The sequence below is a fragment of the Rossellomorea sp. NS-SX7 genome, assembly GCF_052828565.1.
On sequence record NZ_CM128249.1, the window covers coordinates 3,445,717 to 3,463,813 of the forward strand.

Genomic DNA, 18,097 nt, shown 5'->3' on the forward strand with positions numbered 1-18,097 from the left:
TCGCTGTTGATTTCCGTGCAAGACTTCGCTTTCCGCGGGTGACCCGTGAGCCTCCTCGTCGCTACGCTTCTGCGGGGTCTCACATTTGTCACTTCTCCCGCAGGAGTCTTCGTCTTGCACTCCAATCAACAGCTGGATAGTCCCACATTCTAAAATTACATTGAATTGTTTTGAGTTAAGAGTGTACCAGGTACACACTCTCTTATTTTGAGACAGGTTTCGCTGATATAAGCCTGACTCAAGAGTTTTCATCTGTGCTTGGCACAAAAAGGCCAATTTGTTCCTGGCACAATTCAGTCATTCTGTGCCTGGCACCCGAAACAAACCAGGATCTACCCGCTCATAAAAACGGAAAAGTACCTGGCACTCAACATTAAGTACCAGGTATCATCTCCATCCTAACGTTTATCCCATTCTGCCGTGGCAGTGTTTGAATTTCTTGCCGCTTCCGCAAGGGCATGGTTCGTTGCGTCCGACTTCTTCCTCTTTGCGGACTGGTTTTTTCTTGGCTTTGCCGCCTTCTTCTTTCGGGTTGACTGCTTGGCCTTTGGCCACTTCCTGGCGCTGAAGGTTGTTTCTGATTTCAGCTTTCATGACGTATTTGGCTGCGTCTTCTTCGATGGCTAAAATCATGCTTTCGAACATCGCAAAGCCTTCATGCTGGTATTCACGCAGTGGATCTGTCTGACCGTATGCACGCAGGTGGATACCTTGGCGAAGCTGGTCCATTGCATCGATATGGTCGATCCATTTTGTATCGACTGCACGCAGAAGGATGACTTTTTCGAATTCGCGCATTTGTTCAGCGCTCATCTCTTCTTCTTTCTCATCATAGCGGACTTTCACGTCTTCCCAGATGAGATCCATGATTTCATCTGCTTCTTTTCCGCGAAGATCGTCCACTGTGATATCTCCTTCAGGCAGGAGATTCGCGTTCATATAATCGACGATGCCTTGAAGGTTCCAGCTGTCGATTTCCTCATCTGCGGTGTGAGCCGCAACCTGACGTTCGATGACGGATTTGATCATGCCTTCCACGATTTCGCGCAGGTTCTCGGACTCGATGACATCATAACGCTGTTTGTAGATGATCTCGCGCTGCTGACGAAGGACATCGTCATATTGAAGAAGCTGCTTACGAGCGTCGAAGTTGTTTCCTTCCACTCGTTTCTGGGCAGATTCAACGGCACGGCTGACCATTTTACTTTGAATCGGCTGAGAGTCATCCATACCCAGGCGGCTCATCATCGTCTTCATATTGTCAGAACCGAAACGGCGCATCAATTCATCTTCCATTGAAAGATAGAATTGAGTCACACCCGGGTCCCCTTGACGACCGGAACGTCCACGGAGCTGGTTATCGATACGGCGTGATTCGTGACGCTCGGTACCGATGACGGCAAGGCCGCCAAGATCAAGCACGCCTTCTCCAAGCTTGATGTCAGTACCACGACCGGCCATGTTCGTCGCGATCGTAACCGCGCCTCTTTGGCCTGCTTCTAAAATGATTTCAGCTTCACGCCCGTGGTTTTTCGCGTTCAACACATTATGGCGTACGCCTTTTTTCGTTAAAAGTTTAGAAATCAATTCTGATGTTTCAACAGCCACTGTACCGACAAGAACAGGCTGTCCCTTTTCATAACGTTCTTTGATATCCTCGACGACGGCCAGGAATTTACCTTCCATGGAAGCATAAATCAGGTCGGCACGGTCATCACGGACGATCGGTTTGTTCGTCGGGATCACGATGACGTTCATGTTATAGATGTTACGGAATTCCTCTTCTTCCGTCTTCGCCGTACCGGTCATACCGGAAAGCTTTTCGTACATACGGAAGTAGTTCTGGAACGTGATCGTTGCCATCGTCATGCTTTCATTCTGGATCTCAAGGCCTTCTTTTGCCTCGATCGATTGGTGAAGACCGTCACTGTAACGGCGGCCTTTCATCAGACGTCCCGTGAAGGAGTCAACGATGACGATTTCGCCTTCCTGAACCACGTAATCAACATCACGGTGCATACTGACGTGTGCTTTCAGCGCCTGGTTGATGTGGTGGTTTAGGGTTACGTGTGAGATATCGAAAAGGTTATCGATGTGGAACGCTTTTTCCACTTTTGTGATACCCTCTTCAGTCAGTTGAACACCTTTTGTTTTTTCATCGTATGTGAAGTCTTCATCTTTTTTAAGGGTGCGGACTACCGCATTCGCCTGGATGTAAAGCTGCGGCGTGCGCTGTGCGTTACCTGAAATGATCAATGGTGTACGCGCTTCGTCAATCAGGATCGAGTCGACTTCATCGATCACAGCAAAATGAAGCGGACGCTGTACCATTTGATCTTTGTACAGGACCATATTGTCACGAAGGTAATCAAATCCGAACTCATTGTTCGTTCCGTACGTGATATCCGCTTTATACGCTTCACGCTTCTCTTCTTTTGACATCGAGTTCAGGTTAAGACCGACTGTCAGGCCAAGGAAGTTGTAAAGCTGCCCCATTTCCTCAGCGTCACGGCTGGCAAGGTATTCGTTGACCGTTACAACGTGAACGCCTTTGCCCGTGATCGCGTTAAGGTAAACCGGCATCGTTGCTGTCAGGGTTTTACCTTCACCGGTTTTCATCTCGGAAATGTTCCCGCCGTGTAGGGAAGCTCCCCCCATCAGCTGGACGCGGTATGGATAAAGCCCAAGGACACGGCGTGCCGCTTCGCGTACAACCGCGAATGCTTCGACGAGCATATCATCAAGGTCTTCGCCTTTTTGATAACGCTCTTTAAACCGCTCCGTTCTCTCGCGAATCTGGTCATCCGAAAGGCGTTCCATCTCCGGAGCCAGTTCCTCTATTTGATCAGCTATTTTTTCAAGCTTCTTGATCTCTCGTTTATTTGCATCAAACACTTTGTTTAAAATCCCAAGCATGTATAACGCTCCTTTATCCTGTATAAGTAAGAGCCAAACAACACTTCCACTATAGCGAAAGTAAATGAGAATCACATGAGAAAAAATATAAATATCAAAAGGCATCCAAGCCTCTTATTTCCCCGTTCAAACATCTCTACTACACATTCGCTAAAAGCCCTATAAATCCTGCTGATAAATACGATTCATTCCTACTAATTCTACCACTATCCCACCCCTCTTACAACTTAAGCCAAATCCATCCGCTTTACCGGAGTAAGGGACGGGCGTTTAGCGGTTTAAACGGGTAAAGGCCCGTCCCTCATCGCGGTGAAGCGACGAAGTACGAGCCTTGGGGACGGATTATTTATTTAATAGTTCATAGACGGTATCCTGATAGCTTTCCCAGATTTGTTTGCTTCGTCTGGAGATGCTGTTGGCAGATACGTCGAAGTATTCGGCCAGTTCCTTTTGGACGTGGCGGATACTGATCTCATCGATGTTCTTCGCCATGTCTACGAGTGCACCGGAATAGATTTTCGGGTTGCGGATGGTCGGACGTTCTGTGTAGAAGTATTTTTCCAGCACTGCGACCAGCAATTCACTTTCCGCTTTGTCTTCGCCTTTTTCGGTTAAGAAGTTTTGCAGAGCGGTGAGTGCTTCTACGTATTCAGGTGTCTTCCAGATCTCGACACCTTCGATTGTATCAACCTGTTCACTCGATTCTTCCGGAACTTCAATCTCCGTTCCTTCTGAATTAGCTGCAGATGCCTTCTTGCCGGATTTCTTCTTTTCCGCACTGTATAAGACAAATCCAACGTCAGCAAGCATCATGTACTGCGCAGCAAGGTAATCCTGCAGGTTCTCGAATTCACCCTGTTCAAAACGGATCTTCACCAGTTCCATCGCCGCTTTTTCAATCGATGGGTAGATGAAGTACTGGGCGAATGGAAGGTACTTTTCCCCGTTCGGCAATAGTAAAGCCAAGAAGAAGCTATTTTCATCTAGATTGCCGAATCTTTCTTTTACGACGAGCTTATCACCGGTGATGGCTTCCTCTACATGCAGCGTGCTGTCATCCACTTTTTCAACCGTACCAGCTGTTACACGCAGATTTCTCCATGACTCCAGAACTGCAGCTGTTTGCGGACGCGTCACCGTACTTACCGTTTTATCGATGAATCGGTCGATCAAACGAACGCCTTCCGCATCCTTTTGAGTTGCACCGAACCAGCTCACAAACGCCATTTCATAAATATCCGGATCAGCCTTCATCAGGTCCATCTTCTTGAGATATTCATGATACGCTTCTTCCATCTTTGGATCCTGCGCCGTAGCGATGAAGTCATAGAGCTGCGCCTGAAGCACATCAAGCTCCTGGTTTACCATTGCATCTATATTCACAACGTTCTCTTTTTCACAGCATTTCTTGTATTTCTTACCGCTCCCGCAAGGACACGGTTCATTTCTTCCGACTGTACTCATGTATGTTCTTACCTCCGAATTGTTGAGTCCCGTTCACAAATGTTCATTATATAACATTTTTGGGTTTGGTTAAACTGTTTTGGAGGATGTAAAAACAACCAGTTAGGATGGAATAGCCCATTTTTTCATAAAGCACGTTGAATGCCGCTTTTGATTTCCGTGCAAGACTTCGCTTTCCGCGGGGGGTTGGCGAGACTCCTCGTCGCTGCGCTCCTGTGGGGTCTCACCTAACACGCTTTTCCCGCAGGAGTCTTCGTCTTGCACTACAATCAAAAGCTGGATTTGTATAATATCTTTTTTTCATACCCATAAAAGAAGAGCTGTTTTCAAAGTCAACCAACCCCTTGAAAACAGCTCTCTATCAATCTATCTACCCTGTTTCTTCATATAATCCAATACATCCAAATCAATATAGTTTTCTTCCTGCTCACGCATTTCGAAGTTCTCTGTATGGAGGTAGTCCTTCAAGGCTTGGTGCAGCGACTTGTCGTCATCAGCATAACCATGACGTTTCAGTTCTTTCTCTAGGTCATCCCGGATCTCGCCTTCAACCAGCACGACTCTACCAGGCTCTGACTCTTTGAAATAAAGCTGATGCATCAAATAAATGCGTTTCAACTCTTTTATTGGAGAGGAGTGATCATCCACCCGCAGGTCAATGTAGCGATCATTGAAGCCGCCGTATCCTCCTTTTTCTTTTACAACTAAAAGAGCTGCTGATTGCATGCCCCTGGAGTCGCCGCCTGCTTCCTGGCCTGCATCCAAAGCATGAAGCAATCGTTCTGCTAAACTCCCGGTAGTAGATTCAAAGGTTTCCGCCATCGCTTTCACCGTATTTTCATCCACTAAAATATTCCCCTGGGCTGCAAAATACTTCCCCGTCACTCCGCCTGCCCAGTCATAACAGCCTTCTCCGGTAAAACTGGCGGCGTGTCCCCAGGCATCGATCAATCCTACCTGCCTGAGATGGCGCTCGGGATCATCTTTTGAAATGATGTCCATTGCTTCCTCTGCCGTCTTTCCTTCTTCCATCAACTGCAGCGCCTGCGGTCCGTAAGCTGTATTGGCGTATGACTGGGTCGCAACTGCACCTACTCCTGCTTTTGCAAAAGGAACCACCGATCCTACACCCAGGAACTTGGATTGAACCGCGATTCCCCATTCTTTCTCCTCAGGGTCATATCCGACGATGGAATATGTCATGTTGAAGTCCTCCTTTTAAGTGAGAGCTTCCGGGTTCAAACCTTTCAGCTCTTCTATTACAAATAACCCATCCTTGCGAATTAAAACATCATCAAAGTACATTTCGCCTCCGCCATACTCGGGACGCTGGATGAAGACCATATCCCAGTGCACGCTGGAACGGTTGCCGTTGTCCGCCCCTTCATAAGCCTGTCCCGGAGTGAAATGGAAGCTGCCGCTTATTTTTTCATCGAACAAAATATCAAGCATCGGCTCTTTGATCTTCGGATTCACACCGATCGCGAACTCTCCGATAAAACGCGCGCCTTCATCGGTATCCAAAATCTCATTGAGCTCCTTCGTTTTATCGGCTGTCGCCTTTACGATCTTTCCATTTTCAAACGTCAAAGAGATAGTGTCGAAAGAAAAACCGCGGTATAATGTCGGCGTGTTATACGTGATCGTTCCATTCACACTGTCCTTGACCGGTGCCGTGTACACTTCCCCGTCCGGGATATTCCTCTCGCCGAAGCACATGACCGCCGGAATATCTTTTATGGAAAAAGTAAGATCCGTCCCCTCACCGGTGATCCGCACTTTATCCGTCCGATCCATCAACTCTTTAAGCGGCTTTTGGGCATCTTCCATCTGCTTGTAGTCGACTGTGCATACTTCCAGGAGATAATCGAAGAACGTGTCATAGCTCATCTTAGCCTTTTGGGCAAGAGATGGATTCGGATAGTTTAATAGTACCCATTTCTTCTTCTGGACAAGATAGTCATTGGACTCTTTTATATGTGGCATCAATAGCTGCCACTGGTCGGCCGGAACTTCACTCATCTCAGCGTCATTGGGGTCGCTCGATATGCTGATGAATGCATCGAGACCCTGATATCGTTCCATATTCCATTTGTTCAGGAGGATCATTTGCTCAGCTTCCGCATGTGTAGCCATGATGCGCATCAATTCCTGGTCACCAAATTCAAAATACGGGATAACCCCCATGTCATACGCTTTTCGAAGCAGCTCTTTTACCAGTGGCTTTGTTGAATACTCCCCTGTTATCAGGAGTTTTTCTCCTTCTTTCATCTTCAATGAATGTGTCAGCAGTACTTCTGCCAATCTCTCCAAACGCGGGTCTCTCACTCTGGTTCCCCCTCTATTTTTGTCTACTCTTATATTTCGACAAAAATTGGTAAAAACCTCCTAAGAAAACTACAAAAAAACCCTGCAGCCAAGACGACTGCAGGATCTTCAATTGTATGATCAGTTCGTTTCAATCAATCCATATTTACCGTCACGACGCTTGTACACAATGTTTGTCGCATTTGTTTCAGCATCAGTGAAGACGAAGAAGCTGTGGCCTAACAGATCCATCTGAAGGATCGCTTCCTCACTGTCCATCGGCTTCAGGTTGAACTGTTTTGTACGCACTACTTCTGATTCAGTTTCTTCCTCTAATTCAACAGCCGCTGCACCGTTTGGAGAAACGTGGTTCAGATCCTCCTGGGCTGCAAAGAACTCTTTCGGGCTGCCTTTTTCACGCATTTTGCGGTTCACTTTTGTTTTATGTTTGCGAATTTGACGTTCTAATTTATCTACTATTAGATCAATGGCCGCATACATATCAGTGTTTCGTTCCTCTGCGCGAAGAACCAGGTGCGGCATTGGAATAGTCACTTCAACTTTAGTATTTTTATCAGGGTAAACTTTCAGATTAACATGTACATTTGCATCAGGAGTTTCATTAAAGTAACGATCTAACTTGCCAATCTTCTTCTCCACGTGTTCGCGAATCGCTGGAGTTACCTCAATGTTCTCGCCTCGAATGTTGTAGTTCAACATGTAAACTCCTCCTTTTAAAAATAAAGCTATGTTTATATATTTCTACATTCCCTCAATTATTCCTGCTTAAACTTTCAAAATTTTTTGTCATTTCAGGAAGTTTTTTGTCGCAGGGTTGCAGCTGATGTCGAAAGTCTTGCCGCATAAGGGATTGAAGAGATATATGAGTAAAGAGTGTGTGGAGCTGGTTCGTGACTATTCACTCTTTACATTATTATTGTCTCACGATTATGAAGGAATAGACGGGTGATATTTGAAGGATTGGTGGATATTTTGGGGCAGGTTTGTGAATGGGTTCTAGAGTTGTTGGTGCCAGGCACAAAGCAAGACATTTGTGCCTGGCACCACGATTACTATACATCGACATCCCTCTTACTAAAAGCAACTACCGACAATAAACCGAAGACAGCCAGATACAGTCCGATCATCATCACCGAAAACCAAAACGTCATTCCTTCAAAAGGAGGCGTGGCAAAAAAGTACTGCTGCAAATCCGTATTCGCCAGCAATAAATACTTTCCCCAATCTATCCCGCGTTCATTAAGCAGGATCATGAATGTATTGGAAGTGAACGTCAGGAATATAGTCAAACCGATGGCCAATGAACTGCTTCGGGTAATCACCGATAATGTGAAGGCAAGAGAACATATGATGATCATTTCAAAAAATCTCAAAACATAAGCCCCAGCTACTACAAAGAAGTTCACCGAGATTTCAAAGAAACTATCATAAAACCATATGATTCCGAGCAATGAAGAAAACAAGAAATGAGCAGCGGTCAACATGACAGCCCAAACAATCACCGTCATATATTTCGAAAGGAGAATAGTGCTTCTTTTAATCGGCCTGATCAATAATAACTTGATCGTCCCTCTCGAGAATTCATTAGAAACGATATCCCCTGCGATGATCAGGCAGAATATCTGTATAACCATCAGCAGATTTGAACTGATTCTCATAAACTCCCAGAAGGAAAATTGGATGCCGTCAAATAACATGTAAACGAAGAAAGAGGCTAGAGAGTTGATGAATATGATGATTCCGAGGGAAATCCAGGTGCGGGTGAGCGATGCTTGTTTGATTGTTTCGTTGGTGATGAGGTTGAACATAGTTTTCATCTGTTCCATCCATTTCTTAAGTAATTTGAAATCTCTTCAACTTTCTTCCACTATCAGTATTTATACTATCACATAATAATTGACAACATGAACGAAAAAAGAGCCCCCTATCAGAGGCTCTCCATTAATTATTCAGTAAAGGCGATATGATCCTATCAGCCTCTGTTTTCCAAGTAATAAAGGCAGGTTTTAGTTTATTGCTTATGATTTCTTCTTTCGCCATTGGATCCTGTAAATGACCATTCAATTCTAATGCCTGGTCAATGACATTTTCATACTCTTTTAATACACTGGTAATCTCTTCGTATTGTTCAAATAGTGAACGTAACAATTCATTCGTTTCTGATACCTTGCCAAGTGCTTCAAAAACATCAGACAAAACACGGCTTTCTTCAGCTTTGTTGTAGTCTGTATAATATGCTTCGAGGTAGTCCATTGCTTCCACCACCAACTCCAGCATGCCTACATATCGCTGAAGCAGTTCAAACTGCCTTTGGTCTAGTTGTACCACTTTAACCAAAGAATCACCTATTTCTTTTTATCATAAAACATTCCATCATGCTGCAGGTTCTCATATGGGTTGGAATACTTTTGAACTGAGCTTTTTTTTCTGCTCAAGCCATTCATATCTCGTTTGATTTCCGTTCGAAGAAGGACAAGTTTACGATCGATTTCCTGATTCCACGCCATCATCTGTTTTCCCAGTGATTGTTCATCTGCTGTAAAAGGCGGTTTGATTGTACTCAGCAGACTATGACGTTCTACCAATAGCTTTTCAATTTCATCAATGACAGAATCACGGTTTTCAACTGTTACTCCATCGACTGCTTCTTTCAACTGCTTCGTGATGCTGTGGCATAGGATGACAGAGCTCATTATGCCTGCCCGCCTTGCCCTGCATACTGCTTTTGGCGGTTGAGCTGGATGACTTGTTTCCAGGTGTCGCGGAAGTCGGTGATCAATCCTTCGACTTCTTCTAAAATCGCTGCATCATTCTTAATATTGGCTTCAGTTAAACGACGATTAATGTAGTCATAAAGGGACATCATGTTTTGTGAAACTTCCAGATCTGTATTAAGTGTCACCATCAGTTCACTTATGATTGCCTGCACCTTTTGGATATTTGTATTTTTCATTTCAATATTCTTTTCTTCAATGGCTTTTTTAGCGATATGAATGAATTTGAGACTTCCATTATAAAGCATAAGAGTAAGTTCACCAGGTGGTGCAGTGTTTACCGAGTTGTTTTGATATGCTGTATAAGGGTTATTGATTGCCATAGTGACACTCCTTTAATTATCTTGCTTTACCGAAATTACATTCCACCGAATTGCTGCATAAGGTACATGGACTGCTGGTTTGCACGTTGAATTGCTTTCTCCATGGCGGTGAATTGGCGCCAGTAGCGATCTTCCACTTGGATGAGGCGGTCTTGGAAACGGTCAATCTGATTATCCGTTGAATCAAGCAAGCGCCCTAAAGTGAAAGAATTATTACCGCTGGAGGCTTTTCCTGCTTTTTTCTCAACACTGTCCATCGTATTTTTCAATGTTTCACGTAAACGACGGGCAATACCCTGTTCTCCTGATGTTGCGCCATCCTTTGCAAAAATTTCATAAATGGCATTAGGATCTTTTGAAATGGCTTCTTTTAACTTGCTTTCATCAATGATAAGTTTGCCTTTATCAAGATAGTTACTGGACGTTGTAATACCAATTTGAGCAAGCTGATCAATTCCGGATACTCCACCTGAAACCGGGGTATAAAGATCCGTCCTCAATTTGTTCATTGCAGAGGATAGAACTGAATCATTTCGTAAGGTTCCACTGCGTGCCTTTTCTTCCCAAAGCTCGATTTCCTTTTCTTCCATCGCTTCTTTTTGTTCTTTTGTAAGGGGCTGGAAGTTACGAAACTTTTTCTCTCCAATTTCACCGTTCACCTTTTCGATGAGTTTGTTATATTCATCTACGAATTTAACAATCTTCTCTAAAATTTTGTCGGTATCGGGCTGTGAACTGAATGTTACGTTTGTGTTTGAAGCGTTTTTTAACGTCAATTCAAACCCATTAATGGTGAACGTGTTAGAAGCACGCTCCGTTTTCATTCCATTGTATGTAAAAACAGCGTTTTCCCCTGCTGAACCCCTGCCGTTCGTGACAGCAGTCTCATTATCGGCATCAAGCTTCAGGTGAGTAGTAAATAAGGCTCCCTGAAGTTCAATTTCAGATCCAGATGTATTATCACCGGTATTTTTACTCATCACCGACATCTGTTTGGTCTGGGTATCATAGAACATGGATACCCCTGTCTGGGCATTGATTTTAGCAATAAGACTGTCTAAGGATTCATCCTCAGCTTTAAATTTTATCTCTGTAAAATCAGCTGCCAACGTACCGTCCGCTTGTACTGCCCTCACTTTAATACTCTGCTCGCCCGCTAACCCGAACGATTCACTCAACTTCTTTTTGGAGTCAAAAGCTGCGCTGTCTGATTGAGTAATGGGTCCAGAGCTGTACATTGTAGCTGCAGAAGCCAGCTTTTCCACATTGATCGTACCTGAAAAATCCGTAGTGGAACTTATATTCTTCACTGATATCTCATTGGGATTTGAAATAGTGACTGCTTTCTGTGTATACGTCCCCTGTTTCATCACCCCGTCAAAAATGAGGTTGCGGAAATCAAACATCATTTTATTCATATCACGATAATCATCACGCTGCCACTCTAGATATTGCTTCTTTTGTTCCAATTTATCTAAAGGTATACGCTCAGCCTTCATCAGGTCTTTAATCATTTGCTCTGTGTCCATGCCGCTCGCAAGTCCACTTATTCGCATATCACTGGCCATAGGTATCTCCTTCCGTTATATCTTTTTATCTACCATTAATCCGACATATTCTGTCATTGCAGCAAACATATCAAGGACTTTCTTTGCAGGGATTTCTTTCACTACTTCCTTAGAGCGGTCATCTACAATTGTTACATAATATTCCTGTAATTCATCATGAAATTCAAACTTTAAATGGGTGTTAGAAGCTGATAAAAACTCATTCATACCATAAACGACTTCTTCTACCTTTTCTTTTGTGACAGGCTCTTTGTTAATTTTTTGTTGCTGTTGCTCTTGAAATTGAAGTTGCCTCACCGCTCCGTTATTAGTATTTTCTAATTGAGTAAATGATTGTTGGTTACTTATGATGCTTCCTGTCACTTTTTCAATCATTATAGAATCCTCCCAAAGTTTATATAGATTATATCGGTGGAATATAAAGAGAATTTAGGATTTTAAATATTAATTTCAAAAGTACATATAGTTAGCAAAATCCCCTCATATATACACACTAAATAACTGTTATTAACTCGAGTGAATATATATTTCTCGTTGACTATTATTATATATAAAGGAATGACATCGCTAGTTAGGATGGTAATACGGCTGTGAGTTCAGTATTACTACAAGTCATTTTTCACTTATGAATTTTTATCTATCATTTTCATTTAAACTCATCCCTAGAAGTAGATAATTCCAACATTCATTTTAATACAATAAATCTCACATTTTTATATCAAGAAAGTATTTCAAACAATTTCTTTTCATACAAAAAGCTCGTGAAATAAGTCTTAAAAGACTATCTTCACAAGCTTAAATAATCAATAAAACAGTCACACTTTCAAGAGATCATTAGTTTGCAAATATATGTTCTCTTTAAGTTCTTCAAAATACGGAAGAATAAATTCCACATGTAAATTACATTCATTTAAATAAGTTCCAAATGCCTTAACAACCAATTCACCTTTTTGTTCCAGATTTTTCTCAAAACGGATATACTTACTTTGTTCAGCCAGACGTTTATTTTGCACTCTGACCATCGGTTCAATAAATCCTTGATAGAATAAGTTACTTTTCAATTTACTAAAATACCTATCAAATTTTACAAATTTCTCTTCTAAAAGGTGTAGTTGATTTTTTTGAAGGAGACTTTCAATTTCTTTTAATTCCCTAGATGAATGCATTAGATACTTCCTTAAATTAACGATATTTACATCCAATTTATCTAATTGATTTGTTGAATAACTTTTATCATAATGATTTTTGGAATAGAACCATGTTTTTGAGACTATCTGTTTCCTCTTTAATGTTGTAATAATTACATCACTTAGAGGCATGAACTTTGTGCCTTCTATATGTGCTCCACCTTTTGAAGTATTAATAACCTCTACATTTGGTGACTGCTTAATATACATTTCAAGTTGGTTTTGCATTTTCATAAATGTATCATTTGTTAGAACAAGTTCCCCATGCACACCTTTGACTGTAATAGATTCCTTAATATCTTCTTCTGAAATTTCACTTGATAAATGGTCATATTGGATACCTGAGGCATAACGTTTATTATTTTGAAAACTTAAATTTTGACCTACTAAAATAATGGTATTGAATCCAAGTAACGTTAACAGTTGGAAAGTTACAACAGCAATCGATGGGGCATCAAATACTACTTCAATATCCTGAGAAGTATTTAATAACTTTGAACTTACTGTATCTTGGTTGGTTATCATGTGTAAAAGTGGACCAGGATAATCCTCCAACGTTTCAAAACCTACAGTACTTCCAAAAACTAAAGGTATGTTTGAGATGTTTCGTTCCTTTATTGCTTTTAATACAACTTGGTTTTTTTCAGAAGGATCGTAGGTACAAGCAGCATCTGGATATACACCATTGTTTATCAAAGCATTTATAGCTGAGCCCACCGAAAAGATGTAAGCCAGTCCATTCTCTTTAATATATTTTATATTATCTATTTCATCATTTAGTGAAGGACCAGCTGCCACTATTATGGCTGGCTTGTCCTTAAATGTATTTTTGTCCACGTCATGTAGAATATTGGCCGACTTCAGAACAACAGGGAAATTTTTAATAGCATTAAGAGTCCATCTCTTCTGAAAAGCTGTATTGGTTGCTACCTCACTTCTTTTACTTTTAAGCATTTCTTTAAATGTATTCGTAACTAAGCCTATTTCATCAATATATAGTTTCTCGTATGCAGGTAAAGTAAAAATGTATGTACTATTTTTAATATGCTCGTCTAGCAGATACAATTCATTACGTATTTGCTCTTCTTCACCTGATGTGAAAATTGTTTGGAGCTTTCTTACTGATAGATTATTTAAATCTTTTTTTGACAGAAACCTCAAGAGCACTTCGAGATTTGGTTCATAAATAGAAAATTTAATGTCCGGGTACTTCTTAATAAAATTTTCAATTTGATATCCTAATCCAACTCCAATAAATAATACGTGTTTATATTTTTCGAACCCATTTTGCTTTGCCATTAAACGCTCAGCTTCTACTTTCGGATTATATTTACTATGTAAATACAAAAACTTCCCAGAATGAGTTAGTTTTAACGTCTCATCTTCCGATTTAGTATTCTCTACCCATACGTTACTAATGCCTTCCTCTTCAAGCTTAGATAACTTATTGAGTAGATGACGGTTATGACTGGCTAAAAATTTCCGGTTTTCAATTAATATCATGTCGATACCCCTCAGTATCAATTGTTTCATTAACCATCTTTAGCAACTCTTCATAGTTCGTTAATATCTCATATTGAATGATGTCTCCTATTAAGACATTATCTGAATTCTCCATCGCTTCCAGAAGTTGTTCTAACTCAATTTTCAGTTTAAAAGCGAGTTCTAAGTACTTATCCCAATTAGCTGGTTTTTTTTTCGTTTGGTCAATGAGACCAATTATCTGATTCAACCAATTTAATCCTTCTAATAATTGAGTAAAGTTAGTCCAAGTCTCTTTCAATGGATTTTTATAAAAATCATTTCCTAGAAGACTAATTTGAGGAATAGCTCTCCGCAAATATTCCTCTGCAGAAAGAAGAGACTCATTAATAAACTCCTCAACAGTACCAGCAACAATTTCAATATCATTAATATGATCTATGTTATCAATAAGGTAGTTTTCAGGGTCTTCAAATACTTCAACACCATCTACAACCATATGACTAAAGTAACGAGACTCACCTAAAAGTGAATGAATACTTTCAATCACTTCACTGCTGGATATCTGTTTCTCAGACCGTACAACCAACCCTTCAAATTTAATATTCATGGAAAAGTTCCCCCTACTACGATAAAAAATTTCAATTGCTAGTTATTTATATCGGTAATATTTCCAAAAAATTAAGTTAAGAATAGATGGAAAATTATTCATAAAAAAGACGACGATCTTAAGATCGTCGTCTTTTTAAAAATTAACGAAGTAATTGTAATACACCTTGAGGTTGCTGATTAGCTTGAGCAAGCATAGCCTGGGCAGCTTGAGAAAGAATAGAATTCTTAGTTTGATTCATCATTTCTTTAGCCATATCAACGTCACGGATACGAGATTCTGCAGCAGTTAAGTTTTCTGATGACGTATTTAAGTTATTAATAGTGTGTTCAAGACGGTTTTGATGAGCACCTAATTTAGAGCGTTCAGCTGAAACTGTCTCAATTGCATTATTAATAGAAGTAATAGCGGCATTAGCACCAGATTGAGTAAGAAGACCACCAGTAGTAGTTCCAGATACTGTAGTAGTTTTTAACGATTGTACTGTAGTACCACTTCCACCCATTCTTGCACTGTCCATAGAGTTGATTGTTAATGTAAGGTTTTGATCTTGGTTGGCACCGATGTGGAAAGTGAAAGCTTGTCCAGAACCAGTGAACGTTCCTGATGCATCCTTTTTACCAAGAAGGTTCTGAGTGTTGAACTCAGTAGTTCCTGCAATACGATCAATCTCATCAACTAATTGATCTAATTCTTTTTGCAACTCACCACGGTCAGTAGATGTGTTAGTATCATTTGAGGCTTGAACTGCAAGTTCTCTCATACGTTGTAAAATATCATGCGTTTCGTTTAAAGCACCTTCTGCAGTTTGAATTAGAGATATTCCATCTTGAGCGTTTCGAGAAGCTTGTTCTAAACCTCGAACTTGCCCTCGCATTTTTTCAGAGATTGCCAGACCTGCAGCATCATCGCCTGCACGGTTAATACGAAGTCCAGAAGACAATTTCTCCATAGACTTTCCTTGTGCACTAGTCGCACTATTCAACTGACGATAAGTATTTAAAGCCGCAATATTATGATTAATTCTCATAACTAAATTTCCTCCTTGAAAGTAAGTCCACATCCTTGTGAACTGTATAGTATTTGGTTTACAAAGAACAGAAAGGTCGGCCGCCCTTTTCTTCCTTGCTTACATGGTTATTATCGGCCGTTTTTACTAGGGTTTAATAGATTACTAGAAAAAATTATTGTTTTTTCGGCAAAATGTTGAGGAGGTTGTCGATTCCTTTAGAGGCTTCGGCGTTTTCTTCCTGAATGGTCAGATAGATTTCTTTTCGGTGGATTTCGACATTCTTCGGAGCGTTGATGCCGAGCTTCACCTGATCTCCTTTTATCGATACCACACTGATTTCAATATCTTCCCCAACTTGAATGGCTTCACCTGTTTTTCTTGTCAGTACCAGCATCTTCTCACTCCTTACCGGCTCGCTCTGGTTGAGCAAAGATTAAATGTCTTGTTTGATAGTTTGATTCATTTAAAATCACTTGTTTTGCTTTGTTGTTTGCAAGATTGATAACGATGGGAGCTTGCAGATTTGCTGTTGATTCTTTCAATGTTTCCTTTATGGTCAGTATCGTAAGTACTTTTACATCTTTATCTGAAGTAAACCCTAGTAATTCCACATTCCCTGAATCCAATTCAAAGTCATATTCTTCAATAAACAGGAAAGGATCCGTCACTACGAATCCAAGCTGCGGTGTAGAAACGGATTGCAAAATATGAAACCAATCATTTTCGGGCAATGGAAGCAGCACGAACTTTTTCTCATCAGTAAACCCAGGAATCCCTTGTTCAAAAGTCAGCATATCTTCTTTCACTTCAATCTCACCATGATATTTCGTATTTATGTTCATACTCTCATTCCTTCATTTTAAATTTCTTGTTCGTAATTGGTACCGACATGTTTTAAATTCACAAAATCAATTTGCAAATCTGCATATCTCTGCAGGCTTATGTCTACTTGAGCTTTCGTTACATTCAACTTCGGCTTCACTACCTGTGTATTGTTGATGATTTTTTGCGGTTCAATATTCACCTTTACTTCGCCAGGATCGTATTGAATTTTAACGCTACCTGCTGAAGGGATCCAACCGATATTGAAATCATACATTGGCTTTTCGCTGATTCGTTTGGCTTGTTCTGCAATGGCGTTACCGCCGTTTTCTATCATCATAAGCTCGTCTCCGTCCTGAGCTACACGCGCGAGCCCGGAAAGCCAGTCTTGATATCCCTGACTTGCAAAGTCCTCGATTCTCCGTCGTACTGATTTTAAGTCCATATCAGCACGCGCTTCCGTCTGATCAATTGTCAGTTTCGATGGTCTTCGTTCGATTTCCATTTTCGCTTTTGGCTGCTGGATGTTGAGAGAAGGCGGTGGTGTCTCTATCTCTACTTTTCCATGGGTTGTTTTTACCTCTATGGAAGCAGGAGTGGATTGCAATCGTATCTGCGGAAAGTTCATATCCTTTCACCTCTATTAAAAAAGGGACCACCTTTAAGGTGACATAACACCTTAAAGGGTTGGTCCCCTTGCATTTTTATCGTAAAAAGTCCATCAATGTAGACTGTATGATTCTAGCACCGACTCCCAATGCCGCTCGGTGAACACTTTCTTGGGTTTTTAAATCAGTGATGACTCGTTCGATATCCGCATCCTCATTGTCTGAAAGAATCCGATTAGCTACTACTTCCTGCTGACCAAGACGGTCGTCGATCATTTCCAGGCGGTTGTAACGGGCTCCCAGTTCAGACCGTTCAGCAGACAATGTTTGCATGACATCATCTAGATTTCCAAGCTCTGCATCAAGAGCATCCGTATCTCCTGATTCCAAAGCTTTTTGAATATTATGCACCGTATCAAACAGCTTCTGGCTAAATACATTGCCCGGGTTTACGTTCGCTTTTAAGAAAACGCCCTCTGAAACTTCGACATTGTAATTACCAATCACAGCACTTGTCAGATTATCCGCAACCTGAGGTGCACTGCCGTCTGCGGGATTTCCGTCTTTAATAGGTGAGTTTCCGATATCTGTTCCGTGGAAAATATAGCGGCCGGCAACCTTCGTCTCTGCCACTCCTACCAGGTCTGCCTTAATCTGTTCGATTTCAACAGCTACAGCCTTCTTGTCTTCTTCGCTCAGCGTGTCGTTCTTACCTTGCAACGTCAGTTCCCGAACACGCTGCAACCCCTGGTTCGCCTGATCGATTCCGGCTTCAGAGTTATCCATCCATAAATATAATTCGGATAGATTCCGCTTATACTGCTCGATACCCGTCAAGTTAGACCGGTAGAACATTCCTTTCATTGCCACGACGGGATCGTCGGAAGGCTTGGTGATTTTTTTTCCAGTGGCAAGCTGGTCCTGGAGCTGCCCCATGCGTGCATAGGAGGAGCTAAGGTTTCTCATTGAGTTACTCGTTAGCATGCTTTGTGTTACGCGCATT

General features: G+C 41.5%; 19 protein-coding genes. 1 reads left to right on the forward strand and 18 read right to left on the reverse strand.

The window, feature by feature from the left end:
* Positions 1 to 405: 405 nt before the first annotated feature.
* The 5 genes from secA to hpf all read right to left on the reverse strand — a co-directional run bounded on the left by secA (position 406) and on the right by hpf (position 7,407).
* Complete coding sequence (gene secA / locus ACUXV2_RS17165; RefSeq protein WP_446244366.1) at positions 406 to 2,916, reverse strand: preprotein translocase subunit SecA; 2,511 nt, start codon at positions 2,914 to 2,916, stop codon at positions 406 to 408.
* A 342-nt stretch (positions 2,917 to 3,258) separates the two neighbouring features.
* Positions 3,259 to 4,380, reverse strand: a complete 1,122-nt coding sequence (locus tag ACUXV2_RS17170; protein WP_446244367.1) for a YecA family protein — start codon at positions 4,378 to 4,380, stop codon at positions 3,259 to 3,261.
* Positions 4,381 to 4,746: 366 nt separating this feature from the next.
* Positions 4,747 to 5,583, reverse strand: a complete 837-nt coding sequence (locus tag ACUXV2_RS17175; protein ID WP_446244368.1) for a DUF1028 domain-containing protein — start codon at positions 5,581 to 5,583, stop codon at positions 4,747 to 4,749.
* 15 nt (positions 5,584 to 5,598) lie between these two features.
* Entirely contained in the window at positions 5,599 to 6,708 is a 1,110-nt protein-coding gene (locus ACUXV2_RS17180) for an aminopeptidase (RefSeq protein ID WP_446244369.1), read from the reverse strand.
* Between the two features lie 120 nt (positions 6,709 to 6,828).
* A complete protein-coding gene (hpf, locus tag ACUXV2_RS17185) occupies positions 6,829 to 7,407 on the reverse strand; it encodes a ribosome hibernation-promoting factor, HPF/YfiA family (RefSeq protein ID WP_446244370.1) in 579 nt (192 codons plus the stop codon).
* 124 nt (positions 7,408 to 7,531) lie between these two features.
* Here hpf and ACUXV2_RS17190 point away from each other — a divergent pair, with 124 nt between their 5' ends.
* A complete protein-coding gene (locus tag ACUXV2_RS17190) occupies positions 7,532 to 7,657 on the forward strand; it encodes a hypothetical protein (RefSeq protein ID WP_446244371.1) in 126 nt (41 codons plus the stop codon).
* Positions 7,658 to 7,760: 103 nt separating this feature from the next.
* Here the strand turns inward: ACUXV2_RS17190 and ACUXV2_RS17195 are convergent, their stop codons facing one another.
* The 13 genes from ACUXV2_RS17195 to flgL form a co-directional block, all read right to left on the reverse strand.
* On the reverse strand, positions 7,761 to 8,525 hold the full coding sequence (locus ACUXV2_RS17195) for an ABC transporter permease (protein ID WP_446244372.1): 765 nt from the start codon (positions 8,523 to 8,525) through the stop codon (positions 7,761 to 7,763).
* A 124-nt stretch (positions 8,526 to 8,649) separates the two neighbouring features.
* Complete coding sequence (locus tag ACUXV2_RS17200; protein WP_446244373.1) at positions 8,650 to 9,045, reverse strand: hypothetical protein; 396 nt, start codon at positions 9,043 to 9,045, stop codon at positions 8,650 to 8,652.
* A gap of 8 nt (positions 9,046 to 9,053) precedes the next feature.
* Positions 9,054 to 9,401, reverse strand: coding sequence for a flagellar protein FliT (locus ACUXV2_RS17205; RefSeq protein WP_446244374.1), 348 nt, complete (start codon positions 9,399 to 9,401; stop codon positions 9,054 to 9,056).
* Positions 9,401 to 9,805 (reverse strand): flagellar export chaperone FliS, encoded by a 405-nt coding sequence (fliS, locus tag ACUXV2_RS17210; protein ID WP_446244375.1) that lies wholly within the window; start codon positions 9,803 to 9,805, stop codon positions 9,401 to 9,403. Before fliS ends, ACUXV2_RS17205 begins: the two co-directional genes overlap by 1 nt.
* Positions 9,806 to 9,840: 35 nt before the next feature.
* Positions 9,841 to 11,373 carry a flagellar hook-associated protein 2 gene (locus ACUXV2_RS17215; protein WP_446244376.1) on the reverse strand — a complete coding sequence of 511 codons (1,533 nt, stop codon included), beginning with the start codon at positions 11,371 to 11,373 and terminating at the stop codon, positions 9,841 to 9,843.
* Positions 11,374 to 11,388: 15 nt separating this feature from the next.
* Positions 11,389 to 11,748, reverse strand: a complete 360-nt coding sequence (gene flaG / locus ACUXV2_RS17220) for a flagellar protein FlaG (RefSeq protein ID WP_446244377.1) — start codon at positions 11,746 to 11,748, stop codon at positions 11,389 to 11,391.
* 440 nt (positions 11,749 to 12,188) lie between these two features.
* Positions 12,189 to 14,063 carry a motility associated factor glycosyltransferase family protein gene (locus tag ACUXV2_RS17225; RefSeq protein ID WP_446244378.1) on the reverse strand — a complete coding sequence of 625 codons (1,875 nt, stop codon included), beginning with the start codon at positions 14,061 to 14,063 and terminating at the stop codon, positions 12,189 to 12,191.
* Entirely contained in the window at positions 14,050 to 14,652 is a 603-nt protein-coding gene (locus tag ACUXV2_RS17230) for a hypothetical protein (RefSeq protein WP_446244379.1), read from the reverse strand. Before ACUXV2_RS17230 ends, ACUXV2_RS17225 begins: the two co-directional genes overlap by 14 nt.
* Before the next feature lie 142 nt (positions 14,653 to 14,794).
* Positions 14,795 to 15,682: a flagellin Hag gene (hag, locus tag ACUXV2_RS17235; RefSeq protein ID WP_446244380.1), complete on the reverse strand. Its 888-nt coding sequence runs from the start codon at positions 15,680 to 15,682 to the stop codon at positions 14,795 to 14,797.
* Positions 15,683 to 15,836: 154 nt separating this feature from the next.
* Positions 15,837 to 16,058 carry a carbon storage regulator CsrA gene (csrA, locus tag ACUXV2_RS17240; protein ID WP_446244381.1) on the reverse strand — a complete coding sequence of 74 codons (222 nt, stop codon included), beginning with the start codon at positions 16,056 to 16,058 and terminating at the stop codon, positions 15,837 to 15,839.
* Between the two features lie 4 nt (positions 16,059 to 16,062).
* Positions 16,063 to 16,506 carry a flagellar assembly protein FliW gene (fliW, locus tag ACUXV2_RS17245; RefSeq protein WP_446244382.1) on the reverse strand — a complete coding sequence of 148 codons (444 nt, stop codon included), beginning with the start codon at positions 16,504 to 16,506 and terminating at the stop codon, positions 16,063 to 16,065.
* Positions 16,507 to 16,523: 17 nt separating this feature from the next.
* Entirely contained in the window at positions 16,524 to 17,114 is a 591-nt protein-coding gene (locus tag ACUXV2_RS17250; RefSeq protein ID WP_446244383.1) for a DUF6470 family protein, read from the reverse strand.
* A 76-nt stretch (positions 17,115 to 17,190) separates the two neighbouring features.
* On the reverse strand, positions 17,191 to 18,096 hold the full coding sequence (flgL, locus tag ACUXV2_RS17255) for a flagellar hook-associated protein FlgL (protein WP_446244384.1): 906 nt from the start codon (positions 18,094 to 18,096) through the stop codon (positions 17,191 to 17,193).
* Position 18,097 lies beyond the last annotated feature (1 nt).

Coding starts and splice junctions, on each gene's coding strand:
- secA (WP_446244366.1), bottom strand. CDS start 2,916: ATGCTTGGGATTTTAAACAAAGTGTTTGATGCAAATAAACGAGAGATC.
- ACUXV2_RS17170 (WP_446244367.1), bottom strand. CDS start 4,380: ATGAGTACAGTCGGAAGAAATGAACCGTGTCCTTGCGGGAGCGGTAAG.
- ACUXV2_RS17175 (WP_446244368.1), bottom strand. CDS start 5,583: ATGACATATTCCATCGTCGGATATGACCCTGAGGAGAAAGAATGGGGA.
- hpf (WP_446244370.1), bottom strand. CDS start 7,407: ATGTTGAACTACAACATTCGAGGCGAGAACATTGAGGTAACTCCAGCG.
- ACUXV2_RS17190 (WP_446244371.1), top strand. CDS start 7,532: ATGTCGAAAGTCTTGCCGCATAAGGGATTGAAGAGATATATGAGTAAA.
- ACUXV2_RS17195 (WP_446244372.1), bottom strand. CDS start 8,525: ATGAAAACTATGTTCAACCTCATCACCAACGAAACAATCAAACAAGCA.
- ACUXV2_RS17205 (WP_446244374.1), bottom strand. CDS start 9,401: ATGAGCTCTGTCATCCTATGCCACAGCATCACGAAGCAGTTGAAAGAA.
- fliS (WP_446244375.1), bottom strand. CDS start 9,805: ATGGCAATCAATAACCCTTATACAGCATATCAAAACAACTCGGTAAAC.
- ACUXV2_RS17215 (WP_446244376.1), bottom strand. CDS start 11,373: ATGGCCAGTGATATGCGAATAAGTGGACTTGCGAGCGGCATGGACACA.
- flaG (WP_446244377.1), bottom strand. CDS start 11,748: ATGATTGAAAAAGTGACAGGAAGCATCATAAGTAACCAACAATCATTT.
- ACUXV2_RS17225 (WP_446244378.1), bottom strand. CDS start 14,063: ATGATATTAATTGAAAACCGGAAATTTTTAGCCAGTCATAACCGTCAT.
- ACUXV2_RS17230 (WP_446244379.1), bottom strand. CDS start 14,652: ATGAATATTAAATTTGAAGGGTTGGTTGTACGGTCTGAGAAACAGATA.
- hag (WP_446244380.1), bottom strand. CDS start 15,682: ATGAGAATTAATCATAATATTGCGGCTTTAAATACTTATCGTCAGTTG.
- csrA (WP_446244381.1), bottom strand. CDS start 16,058: ATGCTGGTACTGACAAGAAAAACAGGTGAAGCCATTCAAGTTGGGGAA.
- fliW (WP_446244382.1), bottom strand. CDS start 16,506: ATGAACATAAATACGAAATATCATGGTGAGATTGAAGTGAAAGAAGAT.
- ACUXV2_RS17250 (WP_446244383.1), bottom strand. CDS start 17,114: ATGAACTTTCCGCAGATACGATTGCAATCCACTCCTGCTTCCATAGAG.
- flgL (WP_446244384.1), bottom strand. CDS start 18,096: ATGCGCGTAACACAAAGCATGCTAACGAGTAACTCAATGAGAAACCTT.